This window comes from Variovorax sp. J31P179 (assembly GCF_030316985.1).
Lineage (GTDB): Bacteria > Pseudomonadota > Gammaproteobacteria > Burkholderiales > Burkholderiaceae_C > Variovorax > Variovorax ginsengisoli_B.
Map to the genome: position 1 here is coordinate 50,690 of NZ_JASZYL010000009.1, position 17,018 is coordinate 67,707.

Genomic DNA, 17,018 nt, shown 5'->3' on the forward strand with positions numbered 1-17,018 from the left:
GTCATTGACATGGCGTTCCACCTGCCCCTGCCCCGCCCTCCGGGCATTGTTCGGCCACTGGCTGCCGCGGCTGCCATCGCGCTCGCCGTGACCCTGGCTGGCTGCGCAACCCGCGCCCCGACCTTGACCCGCGACCAGGTCGCCGCCCTGGTGGCCGACCCGGAGCGCAGCGAAGCCGATCGCACCAACGACCAGCGCCGCAAGCCCCAGGAGATGCTGATGTTCATCGGCGTCAAGCCGGGCATGCAAGCGCTGGACATCAGCGCCGCCGGCGGCTACACGACCGAACTGCTGGCCCGCGCGGCCGGCCCGTCGGGGCGTGTCTATGGGCAGACCCCGCCGCGCCGGACCGGCCCGGCGCCGGCCCAGCCCGAAGGCGGCGCGCCGCCGATGGCTGCCGCCGCCGCGCCGCGACCGCCATCGACGGGCCTGGCGGGCCGCGCCGAACGGCTGCGCAGCGGACACATCGTGGCGGTGGTCCAGCCGTTCGAGCAGCCGGTGCCGCCCGAGGTCGCGCCGGGCAGCCTCGACCTCGTCACGCTGATGTTCAACTACCACGACCTCGGCCACCTGGGTGCCGACCGCGCTCAGCTGAATCGCGCCGTCTTCGCGGCGCTGAAGCCCGGCGGTCTCTACGTGCTGGCCGACCATGCCGGCCGACCCGGCACCGGCATTTCCGAATCCGGCACGCTGCACCGGATCGAGGAATCGTTCCTGCGTGCCGAGGTCGAACAGGCCGGCTTCAGGTTCGCCGATGAAGGCTTCTTCCTGCGCAATCCGAACGACCCGCGCGATCGCAACACGCCGGAGCCGCCGCAGCCGAAGGACGACTTCGTGCTCAAGTTCGTGAAGCCCTGATCGCGGCCTCGAAGGCCAGCGCCAGTTCCTCGGCCGCGTCGACCAGCGGTTGCCGGCTCTCGGCCACGCGGGCCTGCAGCAGCGCCCCCTCGATCGAGGCGACCGCCAGCGCCGCCAGTCGGGCCGCGCGCAGCGGCTCGGCGCCCCGGGCTTGCAGCGCATCGCTGAACACCCGCGCCCAGGCCGCCAGCGCCACCGCACCCGCGTCGCGGATCGCAGCCGAGCGCGGCGCGGTCTCCAGCAGGGTCGTCGCGATCGGGCAACCGTCGCTGAAGTTCGATTCGGCCATCCAGCCACCGAGCAGGGCCGCATAGCGGCGCAGCAGTTCGCCGGGCCCGTCGCTCTCGCTGGCCAGGCCGGCCAGCGTGTGCACCACGCGTTCACCGGCCCAGGCCACCGCGGCAGCGCCGATGGCCTCCTTGCCTTCGGGAAAGTAGTGGTAGATCGACCCCTTGGGTGCCGCGCTCTCCTCGACGATCTGGTTCAAGCCGGTCGCCGCGAAGCCCTGCTGGCGAAACAGGCGGGCCGCCGTCTCGACGATCGCTTGCCGGTGTCTGGGCGCCTGAGCCATGCGCGTGTGTCCCTGAGGTGTCTGGATTCGAATGCAGAATTATATAGACTGGTCTACATCAAATCACTGCATTGAAGAGGTACGCAGATGACCGATGCCACGATCCCCCCACCGGCCGCCGGGCCGGCGCTGCTCGCCGCCATCCAGGCCGTGAACGCCAGCGCGAAATTCAACCGCTGGGCCGGCTTCGAGGTGCTCAGCGCCAGCCCCGGCGACGTCGAATTGCAGATGCCCTGGCGCGAGGAGGCCGGCCAATACAGCGGCTTTCTGCATGCGGGGCTGATCGGCGCGTTGATCGACACCGCCTGCGGCTTCGCCGCCAGCACCCTGGCCGGCCGCGTGCTGGCCTCACACTTCTCGGTGAACTGCCTGCGGCCCGCGGTCGGCCAGCGATTCGTGGCCCGGGCGCGGGTCGTCAAGGCCGGGCGCACGCAGATGTTCACCTCTGCCGAGCTGTTCGCCGAAGAGGCACCCGGTGCCGCGCGCAAGCTGGTGGCGACCGGCGACGCGATCCTGGTGCCGGTGGCGGCGCAATAGCCTAGTAGCGGCGCCGGCCGCGCAGCGCCGACATCAGCAACGTGGTCAGCACCGCCCCGGACGCGGCCGCGATCAGCGACGCCTTCACGGGCTCGTCGGCAATGAACTGCGTGCACGCATCCCGGGCGCGCTGCATGCGCCCTTGGGCGTCGTGGAGCTTCTTGCCGGCGGCGTTGACCGCATCCTTGGCATAGGCACGGCCGGTGGCGGCCGCATCGCCCGCGATGTCCCGCGCATCGCCCGCGATGCCCCGCATGGTGTCGAGGCCCTCGCGGCCTGTGGCCTTCGCGTCCTCGATGCTCGGCCGGATCGACTGCATCGCGTCGGCACCGACCCGCCGGGCCTCGGCGGCGTAGCCCTGCGCCGCCTCGACCGCATCGCGGCCGACCTGGCGCGCTTCGTCCGCGAGTTGGGCGGGTGTCTTGACGTTGTCTGTTTCCATGGCGTCGCTCCTTTGTTGCGTTCCCTGTACTGTCGATGCCCGCGGCGGCCCGGACTGTGAGCCTGGGGATGCGGGCCGTGTAGGGCAATGGCGAGGCAGGAAATCTTCTCACAAGGACCGGGCCGGGGAATCCCCGCCGCAAGGCCGGTCGACGTGCTTCAATACCGCAGTTCCGTTTGCAACGACGAAGGCCGCACAGCCATGGACGATTCCTCGGTCAGGCAGCGACTCATCGCCATCCTCTGCGCCGATGCCGCCGGGTTTTCGCGACTGATGGCCGGCGACGAGCACGCCACGCTGGCGGCGCTCGACGCCGCGCGCGAGTTGTTCAGGGCCCGGATCGAATCGAACCACGGCCGCGTCATCGACATGGCGGGCGACTCCATCCTGGCCGTCTTCGAAACCGCCACCGGCGCGGTCGGCGCGGCGATCGCGATCCAGCAGGACCTCGCGCAGGCCGCCACCGACACCGCTTCCCAGCCACGGATGCCGTTTCGCATCGGCGTCCACCTGGGCGACGTCATCGAGAAGCAGGACGGCACGGTCTACGGTGACGGCGTCAACGTCGCCGCCCGGCTCCAGGCGCTGGCCGAACCCGGCGGCATCGTCGTCTCGGATGCGGTGCGCGGTGCCGTCGGCAGCCGGGTCGATGCGAGCTTCGCCGACAAGGGCGAGCAGCCGCTCAAGAACATCGCGCGCCCGATCCATGCCTTCGTGGTCCGTCCGGGCCGCGACACGGAGGCGCCGGCGGCCGCTCCCCCGCCCCGCGCCAGCCCGCGGCCGTCCGGGGTGTTCGTGGGCCGAAGAGCCGAGCTGGCGCAGCTCAAGAGCGCGCTCCAGGGCGCTCGCAAGGGTTTCGGCCGGATCGTCCTGCTGGCCGGCTCCAGCGGCATGGGCAAGACCAGCCTGACCCAGCAACTGGCCCTGCACGCCCAGGACAGCGGCACGCTGGTGCTCTGGGGCCGCTGTCTCGAAGAGGCCGGGGCGCCCCCCTACTGGCCATGGCGGCAACTGATCCGCAGCTACCTGCGCGGCAGCGGCGACCCCGCCATGGCCCAGACCTTCGGCGCCGGGCTGGCCGACATCGGCAGCATCGCGCCCGAGGTGGCCGAGCAATTCGCCACCCCGCCGGGCGACGCCTCGGTCGTCGATTCGGCGCAATCGCGCTTTCGGCTGTTCGATGCGATCGCCGGGTTCTGGCGCCGCGCGGCGCAGCGCGCGCCTGTCCTGCTGATCTTCGAGGACCTGCACTGGGCCGACGCCACCTCGCTTCGGCTGTTCTCCTTCCTGGCGGGCGAACTGGACGATTGCGCCATGCTGGTGGTCGGCACCTACCGGGACACCGAGCTGTCGCGCCAGCATCCGCTGTTCGAGACCCTGGCCGAGCTCGCCCGCTCGCCGGTGTGCCAGCGCATCGAACTGCAGGGCCTGAGCGCACGCGAAACCGCGGAGTTCGCGGTCGCCGCCAGCGGCGGCACGGCCAGCGCCAACCTGGTGGACGCACTGCACATCCGCACCGAAGGGCACCCGCTGTTCCTCGAGGAAATGCTGCGCTACATGATCTCGGCGCGGGCGCCGCACGAAGGCCATGCGGCTATCGACGATGCGCGGCTGCTGACCAAGGTCCCGACCGGCGTGCGCGAAGTGATCGGCCGACGGCTGAACCGGCTGTCGGCGCCGGCGGCCAGGCTGCTGTCGACCGCGGCCTGCATCGGGCGCAGCTTCGACCTGCCCCTGCTGGCGCGGCTCGAAGCCGACAAGTCCGAGGACGAGCTGTTGCAGGCGCTGGAAGAGGCCATGGGCGAACAGATCATCGAAGCGGTGCCGGACACGCAGCAGTTCCGCTTCGGCCATGCCCTGATTCGCGACGCGCTCTACGACGAGATGCTGGGGATGCGCCGCGCGCGCCTGCACCTGCGCATCGGCGAGACGCTGGAGCAGCAGCACGGCAGCGACGACGGCATGGTGTGGTCGCAGCTGGCCTATCACTTCAGCGAGGCCGGCCCGGGCAGCGCGGCGACCAAGGCCCTCGCCTACGCTCGGCGCGCGGCCGGCCATGCGGCGCGGCTGCTGGCCTTCGAGGAAGCGGCGCGGCTGCTCCGGCTGGCGCTGCAACTGCTGGACCGCCATTTTCCCAACGACCTGGTGCAGCGCTGCGACGTGATGGCGGCGCTGGGCGATGCCGAGCTCTGGTGCGACGTGCCGGAAACGGCGGTCGCCTCCTATCGGCAAGCCGCCGAACTGGCGCGCCAATGCGGCTTGAGCGCCCAGTTCGCACGGGCCGCGATCGGCTTCTCCAGCAGCAGCACGCAGGCCGGCCAATCGGGGGAAGCCGCCGTGGCCCTCCTGCTGGAGGCGATTGCCCTGCACCAGGGCAATGACCCGATGCGGGTCGAACTGCTGAGCCGGCTGTGCGTGGCCTACATCTATTGCGATCGCTCCGCCGAGGCCAAGGAGGCGCACCGGCGTGCGGTCGAGCTGGCACGGCAGATCGACGACATGCGCAGCCTCTACCTGGCGCTCTCTGCGATCGCCGCGGCCGGCTACTGGCCCGAGCTGCTGGGCGAACGCATCGCGGCGGCGGCCGAGGCCTGGGCGATCGCCGAAGAGCTCGCCATGCCGGAACGCATCCCGAACCTGCTGGCCTTCTACCTCTGCGACCTCGTCCGGGTCGGCGATGTCGCCACGATGGGCCGCGTGCGCGACCAGGGCCTGCGGTTGTCGGCGCAGTGGCGTGCCCACTACTGGCTGTCGCTCTGCCGGCACATCGAGGTGCTGGTCGCCCTCAACGAAGGGCGCTTCGAGGACGCCGAGCGCTGGGCGACCCGGGCGCTGGACGTCGGCCGGCGGGTCGCCGAGGACAAGGCGGTCGGTGCCTTCGGCATGCAGATGTTCTGCCTGCGGCGCGAACAGGGGCGCCTGCGCGAAGCGCTGCCGATGCTGCAGCAGTTCGTGCGCGAAACGCCGACCGCGCAGACCTGGCTGCCCGGCCTGGCGCTGCTGTATGCCGAGCTCGGCATGCGCGACGAGTGCCAGGCCGTGTTCGACACCCTTCCCTGGACCCGCCTGTCGCGGCCGCCCACCGATGGCGGCACGCTGACCCTGGTCATCTTCGCGGCCGAGCTCTGCGTCTACCTGGGCCATGCCGAGCATGCGGCGCTGATGTACGGCCAGCTGCGCGGCCACGCGGGCGCCAACCTGCTCGGCGACTCCAGTGGTCCCTGCATGGGGTCGACCGACCGGCTGCTTGGCGCCCTGGCCTCGGTGATGGGGCAGTGGGACCTCGCGCAGCTCCATTTCGAGGCGGCCCTGTCGATGGACCGCCAGACCGGCTCGCGGGTCTGGCTCGCCCACAGCCGCCATGACTACGCGCTGATGCTGCATCGGCGGGCCGAGCCAGGCGACCTGGCCCGGGCCCGCGCCCTGCTCGCGGATGCGCTCGCCGACAGCGTGGCCCTGGGCATGAACGCGCTGACGCCGCGCATCGGGGCTCTGGCGCAATCGCTGGACGAACCGGTCGCCGCGCCGGCCGCCGGCCATCCCTGCGGGCTGACCGAGCGCGAGGTGGGCGTGCTGCGCCTGATCGCGATGGGCCGCAACAATCGCGAGATCGGCCAGGTGCTCGGGATCAGCCCGAACACCGTGGCCAACCACGTGCGCAGCATCCTCGAGAAGACCTACACCGCCAACCGGACCGAGGCGGCGGCCTTCGCCAACCGCGAGGGCCTGCTGAAGCCGTAGCTACTCGGGACGGATGTTCTGGTTGACCCGGAACAGGTTCTTCGGGTCGTAGCGGCGCTTGGCGGCCACCAGCCGCGGGTAGTTGTCGCGGTACGAGGCGCGGATCCGCTCGTCGCCTTCGTCCATCATCATGTTGACGTAGGCGCCGCCTGCCGAATGCGGATGCAGGGCGTTCCAGTAGTCCTTGGTCCAGGCCGTGATGCGGGCGGCATCCTTCGGGTCCGGGCTCACCCCGACGATGACCTCGGCCCAGTTCGCATCGCGGTAGGCGAACGGCGTGTCGGAGGCCTTCGGCCGATGCGCCGCACCGTCGATCGGATAGAGGTGCATGGTCGACTGCGGGGTCGGCATGTCGGGGCCGAAGCGCAGGTGCTCGGCGATCGCCGCGTCGCTCAGCTGATTGACGAAGTCGGCCCGCCAATACCATTGGTCGCCGGGCGGGAACAAGGCGTCGAAGGCCCCCTGCAGCGCCGGGAACGGCATCGGCTGGACGCCGTGCATCAGCGGCGGCCCGAATTCGGCGACCGGCTTGAAGATGGCATCGGCCTCCGCCAGCTCGCCCGTGTAGCACCAGACGACGCCGCACACCTTCCGGCCTTGCAGCGCGGCGGGGAAGGGATCGACCGGCGGCACGGTCAGGTAGGCGAAGAAGCCGTTCAGGGTCTCCGGCGCCGCGAGGATGAAATCGCGGTACCAGCGCATCACGTCGCCGGCCTGCTCCAGCGCCCAGAAGGTCGGCCCGGCGACCACCGTGTCGATCGGGTGCAGCCGGAACAGGAAGGAGGTCACGACGCCGAAGTTGCCGCCGCCGCCGCGCAGCGCCCAATAGAGCTCGGGATGCTGCTCGGCACTGGCGGTGACCAGCGTGCCGTCGGCCAGCACCACGTCGGCTTCGAGCAGGTTGTCGACCGACAGGCCGCAGCGGCGCGTCAGGTGGCCGAGGCCGCCGCCGAGCGTCAGCCCGCCCACGCCGGTGGTGCCGATGATGCCGCAGGGCGTGGCCATGCCGAAGGCGTGGGTGGCGTGATCCACGTCGGCCCAGGTGCACCCACCCTCGACCCGCACGGTGCGGGCCGCGGCATCGACGCGGATGCCGTTCAGCCCCGACAGGTCGATCACCAGCCCGTCGTCGCAGGTGCCCAGGCCGCCCCCGTTGTGGCCACCCCCGCGCACGGCCAGCAGCAGCGACTGCTCGCGGGCGAAGTCGACGCTGTGCATCACGTCGGCGACGTCGCGGCAATGGACGATCAGGCGCGGACGGCGATCGATCATCGCGTTGTAGACGCGGCGCGAGGCATCGTAGTCGGCGTCCCCGGGCTGCACGATGCGCCCGCGCAGCGAGGCGGAAAACTGGGTCAGTTGCTCTTGGTTCAGCATGTCGGATCTCCGGTGGGTGGCACGTCCGGAAGAACGTGAACCACGGCCCCGGTTGTAGGCTCCGCCGGGCCGGACGCAAATAGTCAGACCTGACCATCGGCCAGCGGCCGGGATTGACTATCAGCCGGTGGCGCCTTCCGATGCCTGCGCCCGCAGCCCGCCGATGGCCGCGCCGTAGGCCTGCGAGACCTCGACGATCACGTCGGCCGGCACGTTGGCCCGCCGCGCGGCCTCGCGGATCGCCTCGGGATCCTTGGCTTCGTAGAGGCAGTAGGTCTTGCGCTTGTCGGCGCTCAGGAACGAGAACAGCCAGTTGACGCCGACGTCGCCATTGATCCTCGTGATGGCGATCACGCCATCACTGTCGATTTCGAGTTGCTCGGCGAAATTGCGTTCGATGATGAAGAGCGGCATGTGAATCCTCGGACGGGTCGAAGCGCGCCATGGCGGCCATGGCGCCAAGCCGCATCAGTATGCGCCTAGGTCGAATGCCCCGCCAGCCGCCCCATGGCTCAACGAGGCAGGAGTTCGATCACCTGCCAGGCCCCCTTGGGCTGGCCCTTGCTTCTGCAGAACAGGTAGCTGCCGGCGTTTTGCAGGCTGCGGTGGCGGTTCTCGATGCGCGCCGTCCGGCAATTCGCCCTGTCCTGCGGGTCCTTGCCCGGTGTGACGCTGCCGCCGCTGGTGCCGCGGGGGTTCTCCCACGTGACCGCCACCCCGTCCGCGCCGCTGTCGAGCGCCCGCTGGACCGTCTGCGTCATGAGGTCGACATCGGCGCTGCTGAATCGGGTGATCGGCGTGTCGCGCATCGCGTTGAACAGGTTCAACGGCCTCGCCTGCGCCGAAGCCGCGGCCAGCACCGCGACGGTTACCGCAAGCAATCTGCCTCCCTGGCGCACGGTCATGTTCGAATCCTCCGGACCGGTGAATGGAAAGAAACCGGCTGGATTCTATCGATCAGCCCTCGCCGGGCCGGACCTGGGCGATTCAGCCGACGCGCTTGATCGTCACCTTCACCGAGCCGTGGTTGTTGAGGTAGGCGAACCAGGCGTCGTTCGCGAACAGGCACAGCTCGGGATCGGCGTCGCCGCTCTGCCCGGTGTAGGTCCAGGCGGCATGCATGCCGATCGGGAACATGCAGGCGTCGGAGCGCCCGACGGCCCCGATCAGCTGGAACCAGCGCCCCTCCTTGCAGCGCAGCGCCCAATGCGCCATCGACTGGATCAGGCTGGGCTCGATACGGCCGTCGGCGCTGGACGCCAGGTGCCAGTCGACCCATCGGCTGTCGTCGGCGGCGATCTCGTAGGTCTCGCCGGGCGCCAGCAGCACGCCGGTCGGGTTGTAGTAGCTGGCGCTCGCGATGGCGAGAGGTCCGGATGAGTCCCCGACCGCTAGATGTCTGGCCATGACTGCCCTCCTTTCACGGGTCCCTGCGCTGAAGAGGCGTCTGCAATTTCCTCTTCCCTCGACGTATTTGTACTCCTTCTTTCGAGGCGGCGCCGCCGGTTCGTCGTGTTTGAGACACCCGGATTTTCCCGATGAATTCCTTACGCGAAGCGCCTCGTTCTTCACGCGGTGTTTATGCACGCGACCGTAGGCTCGACGCTTCTTCATTTCGCTCTTCGACCCATGCACCACGTGATAGCCAGAACCCTCTCGATCGCCGCTCTGACGACCCTGCCGATGCTCGCCAGCGCCCAGCTCGCGGGCAACGTCGCGCTGACGACCAACTACAAGTTCCGTGGCCAGGACCAGGACATGCTCGGCAAGGACGACTTCGCGAACAACAGCTACTTCAAGCCGGCGATCCAGGGCGGCCTCGACTACGCCTTCGGTGACAGCGGCTTCTATGTCGGCAACTGGAACTCCAGCGTCAACTGGCTCAAGGGCAACGCCATCGAGATGGACTTCTACGGCGGCTACAAATTCAAGGGCGGCCCGATCGACTGGGACGTCGGTGTGCTGACCTATGTCTACCCCGGCAACACCGCCGGCAACACGACCGAGATCTACGGCGCCGGCACCTGGGCCAACGAGTCCTTCGGCGCCTTCACGGCCAAGTACTCCTGGACCGTGTCCAAGGACTACTTCAACTACGCCGGCAACCAGGGCGACTCGGGCCTGGACGGCACCAACACCGGCTACCTGAACCTCGCCTACACCAAGGAGATCATTCCCAGGGTGACGCTGAAGGCGGCCGTCGGCTACACCTTCTTCAGCAGCGACATCCGGAGCCTTGGCTACAAGGACTACGTCGATTTCAACGTCGGCGCCGCCTACGACTTCGGCAGCGGCCTGTCGCTCGGCGGCTACGTACAGGGCGGCAACGAGCAGAGCGCCTTCAATGCGGTCGTCAGTCCGGGCATCCCGTCGCCGATCGGCCCGATCGGCCAGACCACCTACTCGCCCAACGCGACCCGCTTCATCCTGATCCTGACCAAGACGCTGTAGGGGAAGGCTCTACACGCGGCGTGCTCCGTGGCTGACGGCCCGGGCCCGGCGTCGCGGCGATGGTGAGTCCAAGTCTCGAGGACATCTCCTCGAGTTTCTCAACCGGTCTTCTTCGCCTGAAGGCTCTTGAAAGGACTGACACCATGGCACTCGACAAAGACATGCTCGACCCCCGCGACTCCCGCGGCGAACCCCTGGCCAACGACGAGGTCGTCGATGTCCTCAACGATCTGCTGGAGAACACGCGGGATGGCGGCTACGGATTCCTGGCCTGCGCCGAGGAGGTCGAATCCCCGGCCGCGAAACAACTGTTCGCAAGCCGCGCCGAGGGTTGCCGCCAAGCCGAGGCGGAACTGCTGCAAATGATCGCGGCCTACGGCGGCAAGCCGGCCGATGGCGGCACCGCCGCGGGTGCGTTGCACCGCGGCTGGGTCCACGTCAAGGGATCGCTCGGCGCCAACAGCGAGTTGTCGATCCTCGAGTCCTGCGAGCGCGGCGAAGACACGGCCATCGCACGCTACCGCAAGGCGCTGAAGCAGAACCTGCCGCCCGACGTGCGCGCTCTGGTCGAAAGGCAGGCGGCGGGCGCGCAGCGCAACCACGACCAGATCCGGGACCTGCGCAACGCAGCGCGCGCCGCCAAGGACTGACCGGCCCGGTCACGCGGGCGACTTCAGCTGGGGGATTCAGCGTCCTAGAATCGCCGACCTCCAGCCAGGGCCCGCCCGATGACCGAAGCCTTCACCCAAGCACCCACCCTTTGCGGGCCGCTGCGCCAGCCGCGCCAGATGCTGGCCGAGCAGCGCTACGACGGCCACAAATCGATCCACGACGATGCCATGGCCGAAGGGCTGGGGCTTCGAGCCGGTCCGATCGAGGGGCCAACCCACTTCAGCCAGTTCGACCCCCTGCTCTACCACGTGTTCGGCAACGCCTGGTTCGAGACCGGATGCATCAGCGCGCACTACCAGAACATGGTGGTCGAAGGCGAGGAAGTACGGGCCTTCGTCGAGCGCGATCCGTTGCAGCCTCGCTTCGTGCGTTTGCACGCTGAGAAGCGCGACGGCACACCGGTGCTGATCGGCACCGCTTCCATCGGCGACGCCGCGGGGCTGCCTCACGAACTGCAGCTGCGCATCGCCAAGCTCCGGCCGCCCACGGGCCTGGTCATCAACCGTGATCTCCGGGTGGGGCAGCGCGGCGCGGTGGTCGAGAAGATCCGCATGGGCTTCGACACCCACATGGGCGACCACTACCCTTTCACGCTGGCCGACAAGCTGAAGGCCATCACCGAACCGAGCCGGTGGTACACGCGGGAGTCGGGCGGCGAGTCGCCCTGGGGCCGGCCGGTCATTCCGACGGAAATGATCAGCGTGCTGCTTGGCTCGACATCAGCGCAGTCGGGTCTGAGCGGGCGCAAGCCGGCGGTCGGCCTGTTCGCCGGCCAGGAGATCCGCCTTCTGAACGGACCGCTCTTCGTCGACCAGGACTACGAACTGGAGCGCGAGATCATCGCGCTCAGCGAAAGCGCGCGCACCGAATCGGTCTGGGTGCGCACCCGCGTGTACGACGCGGCCACGCGCGCGCTGGCAGCGGAGATGATCCTGAATGGGGCGGTGATGAAGGCTTCGTATCCCGATTACGAGGGCGAGGCGCGCTTGCTCTACGGGTCGTTTGTAGGGACTCGTTGAACCTTTCAGTCCATCATCCGAAACTTCAGTGAAACTTTTGCAGCTGAAGTTGAAGTTGACCCGATTTCGCGGACACCTGATCCTTATGGATGAAGGAGTCCGATATGCCTACACCGAAGCCTCCGTACCCGGCGGAGTTCCGCCGACAGATGTCGAACTGGTCCAGGCGGGCCGCACGCCGTCACAGTTCGCGCGTGGGTTCGGCTGCACCGCCCAGAGCATCTCTACTTGGGTGGCGCGAGCCGCCGCTGACAGTGGCAAGCCCGTACGCGGCTGGTACAAGCCGCGCCGGCGTCACAGCGCACTCGGACAGATCTCGCCGGCGACGTTTGAAAGGAACTACAACGCAAGTCCAAGCAGCCGCCTCGCCTCGAACACGACTTGACCACCGTCGGCGTCTGCGTGGCATGCGCCACGCCGGCGGTGGACAAGTCTGCATCGCGTGGCAGCCTATCCATCCGACTTGAGAATCAAGTCCCAACCCGTCCGCGCAACAGGGTCAACTTCAAGTCCACTGCATGGGGCATGCGAATCAGGACTAGCTCGAAAGCCTGAGTCGAAGACTCATCCGCCCGCCGGAAGCCAATATTTGCATCAGAGCCCTGTTTGGTGCACCACCGATCAGTATTGGGTTGCCGAGCGCGCGAGGGTGCGGTAGGGTGCGCGATGAAAAATCAATCCCGACACGCTTGGCTTGGCTGGCCTGGACATCTGTTGCTCATGGTTGCCGCAGTGTTTGTTCTTGTCTCCGCTGCGCACGCTGCGGGCAATGACAAGAAGAGCGGCAACCCACCCACGCTCAGCACCAGCGACTTCGACTACTACCTGACGGGCAATGCGGCCGATCAGAAGCCCCGCGCGCCCGACAGTCAAATGACGGTGTTGATGGGTGGCGGGCTTGACGTCGATCAGGCCTTCGTCGACATGATTCGCAAGGCCGGGGGTCACGGGAGTGACAAGATCGATGTGGTCGTCATTCGTGCTTCTGGGGAAGATGGCTACAACGACTACCTTTTCGCAATGGACGGTGTCGATTCGGTTGAGACCGTTGTGATCAAGAAGCACAGCGGTGCCGACAATCCGAAAGTGATCAGCATCATCGAACGAGCGGACGTGCTGTTCATTGCCGGAGGTGACCAGTGGACCTACATCAACCAGTGGAGCGACACTGCCGTCGAGCGCACGATCAAATCCGTGCTCCTTGCGAAGAATGTGCCGATCGGGGGAACCAGCGCAGGCCTGGCGGTCCTGGGCGCCGTTGATTTCTCCGCACAACACGACACGATCACCTCGCCCGATGCACTCAACAACCCGTACGACCTGAGGCTGATGCTTGACAACACTTTCCTCGAAACGGTTCCCAAACTCCAGAACACCATTGCCGACGCCCATCTGGTAAGTCGTGACCGCATGGGCCGGCTCGTGACATTCCTGGCAAGGATGGTGAAAGACGGGATCTCATGGCGCGATGCGCGAGCCATTGGTGTGGATGAGGGCACCGCTGTCGTCATCGATGGTGCCATAGCCAACGTGCGCTCAAATGCCGGCGGAACGGGCGCGGCATATTTCCTGAAGTTTCCCCAAGACCCCGGTACTTCCCTCGTTGTCGAACCCAGGACACCACTCGAAGTTTCGTCGATCCATGTGGACAAGCTCACGAACGCGCCAAGGGACCGGTTTCAGATGGACCCTTGGGTGATGACAGGCGGCACCAGTTACTCACTGTATGTCCAGCGTGGCGTGCTGTACGGGCCAGGCAGCAATCCATACTGAGGCCCCCTCGTCGGGCAACTTACATTGGTCCGTGATGCGATAGCTGCCGTCGGGATCGGCGCAACCCAGACGGCTCACGGCTGGGACTGCATGTTCGCCAAACTCGCCGATAGCTGCACTCCGTCAAGAGCGTGGCCACGCCAAGGGTCAGCGACCAAGCGCGGCTGCGAACTTGTCGAAGAGCAGGCTGTTGCGCCGGCTATGCAAGCGCGCTGGACTACCTGTACGCGCTCGTGATCAGTGACCGGCTCTCGCGCAACGGAACCTCACTCACAACGAAGGAGAAGGACGGCTTGCCGGGAAAGGCGAGAACCATCGCTGCCCTGCGCCGCTTCGAGGGACTTGCGTCGGCCGACCTCAATTTCAATCGCGATAAAGCCAACGAGCGGTAACTCTGGCCTCTTCAGAATGGCCCTGAAGTGCCGCTTCACCATCAGCCAAGGCGCGCATCCCACCGCATGTGGAGCTTGCCCAAAGGACTACGCCAAGCAGCAACGGCGCTCTTAGGTCTCATCGGCCCGAAGCACCGCGAAGATGCAATGCCAAGCCTCCCGGGCGGCGACGGGAGTGGCAAGCATCGAGTATCTCCACGTGCCCGAGCCGAGCGATGCATCACGGTTCGGGAGCGGTCCCCGAGTGATTTGTTCCGGTGAGCCGACTACGGACGTCCTTGGTCTGGCCTGCTGTAGTCGCATACGCCTTGCGGAAAAGTCTGCCTGAGCTTGTCGACAGACGCGGGATCGGGGGCCCACGGTTCATAGGTGCCGTCGGTCAACGCCGCGTCCACGCTTTTCAACGGGCATTTGAAGATCCCGCCTTCCAGCGGCGCGCCGGCGACGATGCGCGAGGTGCTGAACAGCGGGAACGCCAGCGTGCAGATGCCCTCAGGCTTGTCGTCGAGGATCCCGTTCCAGACGTCTGGCCCTGAAGCGATCAGATTACCGTCCACGTCGAAGCAACTGTCCACCGCGGCGGCCGGTCGGTTCCTGGCAATGCCCAGGAACGGATGGGCGCGAATGTTGGCCATCCACTGCGCCATGACGTCGACCGCGACGTAGCTTTTGTCCACCGGCAGTGCTCCAGGCTTCGTATCGGCGAACCAGATTACAAGGTGGTCGCTCGTCCCCATCCGCTTCAGCACGCGCTGGCGTATCGCGAAGGCCTGGTGGGCGTTGTGCATGTTGACCTCGCGCTCGAGGTATGGTCGGCTGTCGATGGTCGGCACGGGCATGAGGCCGCTGAACACAAGGCCGAAGGTGTAGGCCGCACGCATGGCATCGAGGTTGCCCTCGGTACGCGGCGCCGGTATCCGACTTCAGTCCGTACTGGACGCCGACGTTGTCCCACGTATGGCGCGCGTAGCCGTCGACACCGACGCCATAGCGAATCCGCGACGATGAGACCGTGCGCGAGACGATCCTCGAGCTTGTTCTCCCCGTCGACAGGAGCCGGATAAACACCGGCAGCAGCGTTTCGTCGCGAACGTCCCCGGTTCTCGCGTCAGTGCTTGTGCATTGCTTGCAGCTTCCACCGGCGTAGAAGAGGGTTTCATAGACGACGCCAACCCGGACGAATCGCCACTTCCACCGCCGCAAGATGCGACGGACAGCGCCACAAGCAACGGCCACGCAAAGCGTCGCCGGCTCGATTCAACCCGCGAGCTGTTCATGCGCTTCTCCACGCCGCATCATGGTGAGCGCCGAGCTGATCGGCCGCTCGCCGGAGGTGCAGGTTTCGCCACGGCTGTCACGGGCCGCCGACACCATCCGTCGGACCGTCCACGCGCAGGCGCAGATCATCGATGACCTGCTGGACCTTTCGCGGCTGCAGACCGGAAAACTGACGCTGAGCCGTTCGCCGGTGAAGTGGCGGCCCATCATCGAGTGGATCACAGATGCGCTGCGCAAGGATGCGCAGACGAAGCAAATCGCCCTCGCCGTCGAAGCCGAGGACCTGTCCATCTTCGCGGACGTGGTGCGGGTCGAGCAGATCTTCTGGAACCTCGTGAGCAACGCGCTGAAGTTCACGCCACCCGGAGGCACGGTCCATGTGCGACTGACCCGCGATGGCCCTTGGGCGCTGCTGGAGGTGCAGGACAGCGGACGCGGGATCGAACCGAGCTTTCTCGGGCAGGTGTTCGACATGTTTCGTCAGGGAGATCACAAGCCCACCACCCGGCGCGAGGGCGGCATGAGGATCGGTCTGGCTCTGGTCAAAAGCTGGCGGAACTCCATGGCGGCAGCGTCGAAGCGGATTCGGAAGGCCCCGGCAAGGGCGCCGTGTTCAAGGTACGCCTGCCGTTGCTGGAGGGCACCTTCGGCAGCAAGGAGCCTGGCTTCCAACTGGTTTCGCGCCGGGCCTTGGCAGGACAACGCTGGCGCGGAACCGAAGCGTGGGCGAAGACGCTGGAGGTGCTGCGACGCGTCGATGCGTCAAGCGCGCGCCGGCCCTGCGCGCCCTCCCGAAGCGTTAAGACACCAAGGGTTTTCGCTGACGAGTTGAGGGTCAAACCCTGTTCCCGAGGGCGGTAAGAATTACGTAAGATTCGCGCTCACGCCCCAACCAAGCCACCCATGCTCGACGTCGACTTGCCAGCGCCCGCTGCGGCCGTTCGCGACCTTCTTGCCAGCCGCGGGATCGTTCCGGCGCTGGCCCTGCTCAACGACAGGACGCCTTATCGGTTCACGGCGATCTACAAATTGAACGGCGATGTGATGCACGCGGCGCATGCCTTCGACCGCGATTCCGAATACCGCACCTGGCTGAAGGTGGTGCCTCTGTGCAAGAGCTTCTGCCAGCACGCGCTCGAGCATGGCGAATTCGTGACCAGCCATGCCTCTGAGGATCGGCGCCTGACGAACCGACCCTATGCCGGCATGGTCGAGTCGTACTACGGCCGGCTGTTGACGCGAGAGTGCGGCATGCCCTATGGCACCTTCATCCATTTCGACTTGGAGCCGCGCAGCATTCCCACAGGGGAAATCGACTTCCTGCGCGAGGTGATCCCCCAGTTCATTGACTATCTGGAATGAACATTCCAGAGAAATCGCCGTTATTGAAGAGTCGCTTCCGGGCGACGTCCGCCAAGCCAACGAGCGACTGGTTTAGGGCGGAACGCGCCATCTATGCGTTCAGTCCATCGTGCCAGCATAGCCAACGTCCGTAAGGCGACAAGGCCTGTGAACGCCTTTCGTCGTAGCCATGGATGTCGGCCTTCAGGGTGAACAAACATCCCATCCTAGAAGCGGCGGTTCCACCTGACGCCACCTTCTTGCTTCCAAGCGAAGTCGTCAGTGTCCTTTGTCGCCGCGCTTAGGACTGCTTGAATCTCTTCGCGACGTTCAGCTAAACCTTGCTCTACAAGATAGCTCGCAAGCGGCGGTGCGCTGGAGAACGTACGGGTATCGGCGGACAGCGACGAACAGAGGACGCAGCGTCGACAACATGGTGAATTCGCACACCCGCTCGAAGGCGCGGAGCCCATCGTGGCCAGCCTGGTCCACCCGCGTTCGGAACCGTTGTCCGATGGCGCCGAGCCTTCGCGCGGACGTTCAAGAGCGTGTTGCTTCAATCCCGT

General features: G+C 66.9%; 16 protein-coding genes and 1 pseudogene. 10 read left to right on the forward strand and 7 right to left on the reverse strand.

Annotated elements, in window-relative coordinates; translation table 11 throughout:
* The first annotated feature begins 9 nt into the window (after positions 1-9).
* The gene (locus tag QTI17_RS22670) at positions 10-858 is read left to right on the forward strand and encodes a class I SAM-dependent methyltransferase (RefSeq protein ID WP_286535779.1); all 849 of its coding nucleotides are present in this window, start codon (positions 10-12) and stop codon (positions 856-858) included.
* Here the strand turns inward: QTI17_RS22670 and QTI17_RS22675 are convergent.
* On the reverse strand, positions 839-1,429 hold the full coding sequence (locus QTI17_RS22675; protein ID WP_286535780.1) for a TetR/AcrR family transcriptional regulator: 591 nt from the start codon (positions 1,427-1,429) through the stop codon (positions 839-841). The genes QTI17_RS22670 and QTI17_RS22675 overlap by 20 nt on opposite strands.
* A gap of 87 nt (positions 1,430-1,516) precedes the next feature.
* Between QTI17_RS22675 and QTI17_RS22680 the strand changes: the two genes are divergently transcribed.
* Positions 1,517-1,966: a PaaI family thioesterase gene (locus QTI17_RS22680; RefSeq protein ID WP_286535781.1), complete on the forward strand. Its 450-nt coding sequence runs from the start codon at positions 1,517-1,519 to the stop codon at positions 1,964-1,966.
* A 1-nt stretch (position 1,967) separates the two neighbouring features.
* On the opposite strand, the gene QTI17_RS22685 is transcribed toward QTI17_RS22680, so the two are convergent.
* Positions 1,968-2,408, reverse strand: coding sequence for a hypothetical protein (locus QTI17_RS22685; RefSeq protein ID WP_286535782.1), 441 nt, complete (start codon positions 2,406-2,408; stop codon positions 1,968-1,970).
* Positions 2,409-2,609: 201 nt separating this feature from the next.
* Here QTI17_RS22685 and QTI17_RS22690 point away from each other — a divergent pair, with 201 nt between their 5' ends.
* Positions 2,610-6,149: a helix-turn-helix transcriptional regulator gene (locus tag QTI17_RS22690; RefSeq protein ID WP_286535784.1), complete on the forward strand. Its 3,540-nt coding sequence runs from the start codon at positions 2,610-2,612 to the stop codon at positions 6,147-6,149.
* Here QTI17_RS22690 and QTI17_RS22695 read toward each other — a convergent pair whose 3' ends face one another.
* The 4 genes from QTI17_RS22695 to QTI17_RS22710 form a co-directional block, all read right to left on the reverse strand.
* Complete coding sequence (locus QTI17_RS22695) at positions 6,150-7,526, reverse strand: FAD-binding oxidoreductase (RefSeq protein ID WP_286535786.1); 1,377 nt, start codon at positions 7,524-7,526, stop codon at positions 6,150-6,152.
* A gap of 120 nt (positions 7,527-7,646) precedes the next feature.
* Complete coding sequence (locus tag QTI17_RS22700) at positions 7,647-7,940, reverse strand: DUF4242 domain-containing protein (protein WP_286535787.1); 294 nt, start codon at positions 7,938-7,940, stop codon at positions 7,647-7,649.
* 98 nt (positions 7,941-8,038) lie between these two features.
* Positions 8,039-8,431 carry a hypothetical protein gene (locus QTI17_RS22705; protein WP_286535789.1) on the reverse strand — a complete coding sequence of 131 codons (393 nt, stop codon included), beginning with the start codon at positions 8,429-8,431 and terminating at the stop codon, positions 8,039-8,041.
* 82 nt (positions 8,432-8,513) lie between these two features.
* Positions 8,514-8,933 (reverse strand): hypothetical protein, encoded by a 420-nt coding sequence (locus tag QTI17_RS22710; protein WP_286535792.1) that lies wholly within the window; start codon positions 8,931-8,933, stop codon positions 8,514-8,516.
* A 222-nt stretch (positions 8,934-9,155) separates the two neighbouring features.
* Here QTI17_RS22710 and QTI17_RS22715 point away from each other — a divergent pair, with 222 nt between their 5' ends.
* The 5 genes and pseudogenes from QTI17_RS22715 to QTI17_RS22740 all read left to right on the forward strand — a co-directional run bounded on the left by QTI17_RS22715 (position 9,156) and on the right by QTI17_RS22740 (position 13,441).
* On the forward strand, positions 9,156-9,977 hold the full coding sequence (locus QTI17_RS22715) for a TorF family putative porin (protein WP_286535794.1): 822 nt from the start codon (positions 9,156-9,158) through the stop codon (positions 9,975-9,977).
* Between the two features lie 143 nt (positions 9,978-10,120).
* On the forward strand, positions 10,121-10,627 hold the full coding sequence (locus tag QTI17_RS22720; RefSeq protein ID WP_286535796.1) for a ferritin-like domain-containing protein: 507 nt from the start codon (positions 10,121-10,123) through the stop codon (positions 10,625-10,627).
* Between the two features lie 78 nt (positions 10,628-10,705).
* Positions 10,706-11,668 carry a hypothetical protein gene (locus QTI17_RS22725; protein ID WP_286535803.1) on the forward strand — a complete coding sequence of 321 codons (963 nt, stop codon included), beginning with the start codon at positions 10,706-10,708 and terminating at the stop codon, positions 11,666-11,668.
* Positions 11,669-11,906: 238 nt separating this feature from the next.
* Positions 11,907-12,053, forward strand: a pseudogene (locus QTI17_RS22735) (IS3 family transposase); the annotation flags it as partial.
* Positions 12,054-12,334: 281 nt separating this feature from the next.
* Positions 12,335-13,441 carry a cyanophycinase gene (locus QTI17_RS22740; RefSeq protein ID WP_286535804.1) on the forward strand — a complete coding sequence of 369 codons (1,107 nt, stop codon included), beginning with the start codon at positions 12,335-12,337 and terminating at the stop codon, positions 13,439-13,441.
* Between the two features lie 658 nt (positions 13,442-14,099).
* On the opposite strand, the gene QTI17_RS22745 is transcribed toward QTI17_RS22740, so the two are convergent.
* On the reverse strand, positions 14,100-14,750 hold the full coding sequence (locus QTI17_RS22745) for a DUF6351 family protein (RefSeq protein WP_286536114.1): 651 nt from the start codon (positions 14,748-14,750) through the stop codon (positions 14,100-14,102).
* A 383-nt stretch (positions 14,751-15,133) separates the two neighbouring features.
* Here QTI17_RS22745 and QTI17_RS22750 point away from each other — a divergent pair, with 383 nt between their 5' ends.
* The gene (locus QTI17_RS22750) at positions 15,134-15,943 is read left to right on the forward strand and encodes a sensor histidine kinase (RefSeq protein ID WP_286535805.1); all 810 of its coding nucleotides are present in this window, start codon (positions 15,134-15,136) and stop codon (positions 15,941-15,943) included.
* Between the two features lie 71 nt (positions 15,944-16,014).
* The gene (locus tag QTI17_RS22755; RefSeq protein WP_286535806.1) at positions 16,015-16,473 is read left to right on the forward strand and encodes a hypothetical protein; all 459 of its coding nucleotides are present in this window, start codon (positions 16,015-16,017) and stop codon (positions 16,471-16,473) included.
* Positions 16,474-17,018 lie beyond the last annotated feature (545 nt).

Excerpts from the sequence above, each read along its gene's own strand:
- QTI17_RS22670 (WP_286535779.1), top strand. The coding sequence starts at position 10 with ATGGCGTTCCACCTGCCCCTGCCCCGCCCTCCGGGCATTGTTCGGCCA.
- QTI17_RS22675 (WP_286535780.1), bottom strand. The coding sequence starts at position 1,429 with ATGGCTCAGGCGCCCAGACACCGGCAAGCGATCGTCGAGACGGCGGCC.
- QTI17_RS22680 (WP_286535781.1), top strand. The coding sequence starts at position 1,517 with ATGACCGATGCCACGATCCCCCCACCGGCCGCCGGGCCGGCGCTGCTC.
- QTI17_RS22685 (WP_286535782.1), bottom strand. The coding sequence starts at position 2,408 with ATGGAAACAGACAACGTCAAGACACCCGCCCAACTCGCGGACGAAGCG.
- QTI17_RS22690 (WP_286535784.1), top strand. The coding sequence starts at position 2,610 with ATGGACGATTCCTCGGTCAGGCAGCGACTCATCGCCATCCTCTGCGCC.
- QTI17_RS22695 (WP_286535786.1), bottom strand. The coding sequence starts at position 7,526 with ATGCTGAACCAAGAGCAACTGACCCAGTTTTCCGCCTCGCTGCGCGGG.
- QTI17_RS22700 (WP_286535787.1), bottom strand. The coding sequence starts at position 7,940 with ATGCCGCTCTTCATCATCGAACGCAATTTCGCCGAGCAACTCGAAATC.
- QTI17_RS22705 (WP_286535789.1), bottom strand. The coding sequence starts at position 8,431 with ATGACCGTGCGCCAGGGAGGCAGATTGCTTGCGGTAACCGTCGCGGTG.
- QTI17_RS22710 (WP_286535792.1), bottom strand. The coding sequence starts at position 8,933 with ATGGCCAGACATCTAGCGGTCGGGGACTCATCCGGACCTCTCGCCATC.
- QTI17_RS22715 (WP_286535794.1), top strand. The coding sequence starts at position 9,156 with ATGCACCACGTGATAGCCAGAACCCTCTCGATCGCCGCTCTGACGACC.
- QTI17_RS22720 (WP_286535796.1), top strand. The coding sequence starts at position 10,121 with ATGGCACTCGACAAAGACATGCTCGACCCCCGCGACTCCCGCGGCGAA.
- QTI17_RS22725 (WP_286535803.1), top strand. The coding sequence starts at position 10,706 with ATGACCGAAGCCTTCACCCAAGCACCCACCCTTTGCGGGCCGCTGCGC.
- QTI17_RS22740 (WP_286535804.1), top strand. The coding sequence starts at position 12,335 with ATGAAAAATCAATCCCGACACGCTTGGCTTGGCTGGCCTGGACATCTG.
- QTI17_RS22755 (WP_286535806.1), top strand. The coding sequence starts at position 16,015 with ATGCTCGACGTCGACTTGCCAGCGCCCGCTGCGGCCGTTCGCGACCTT.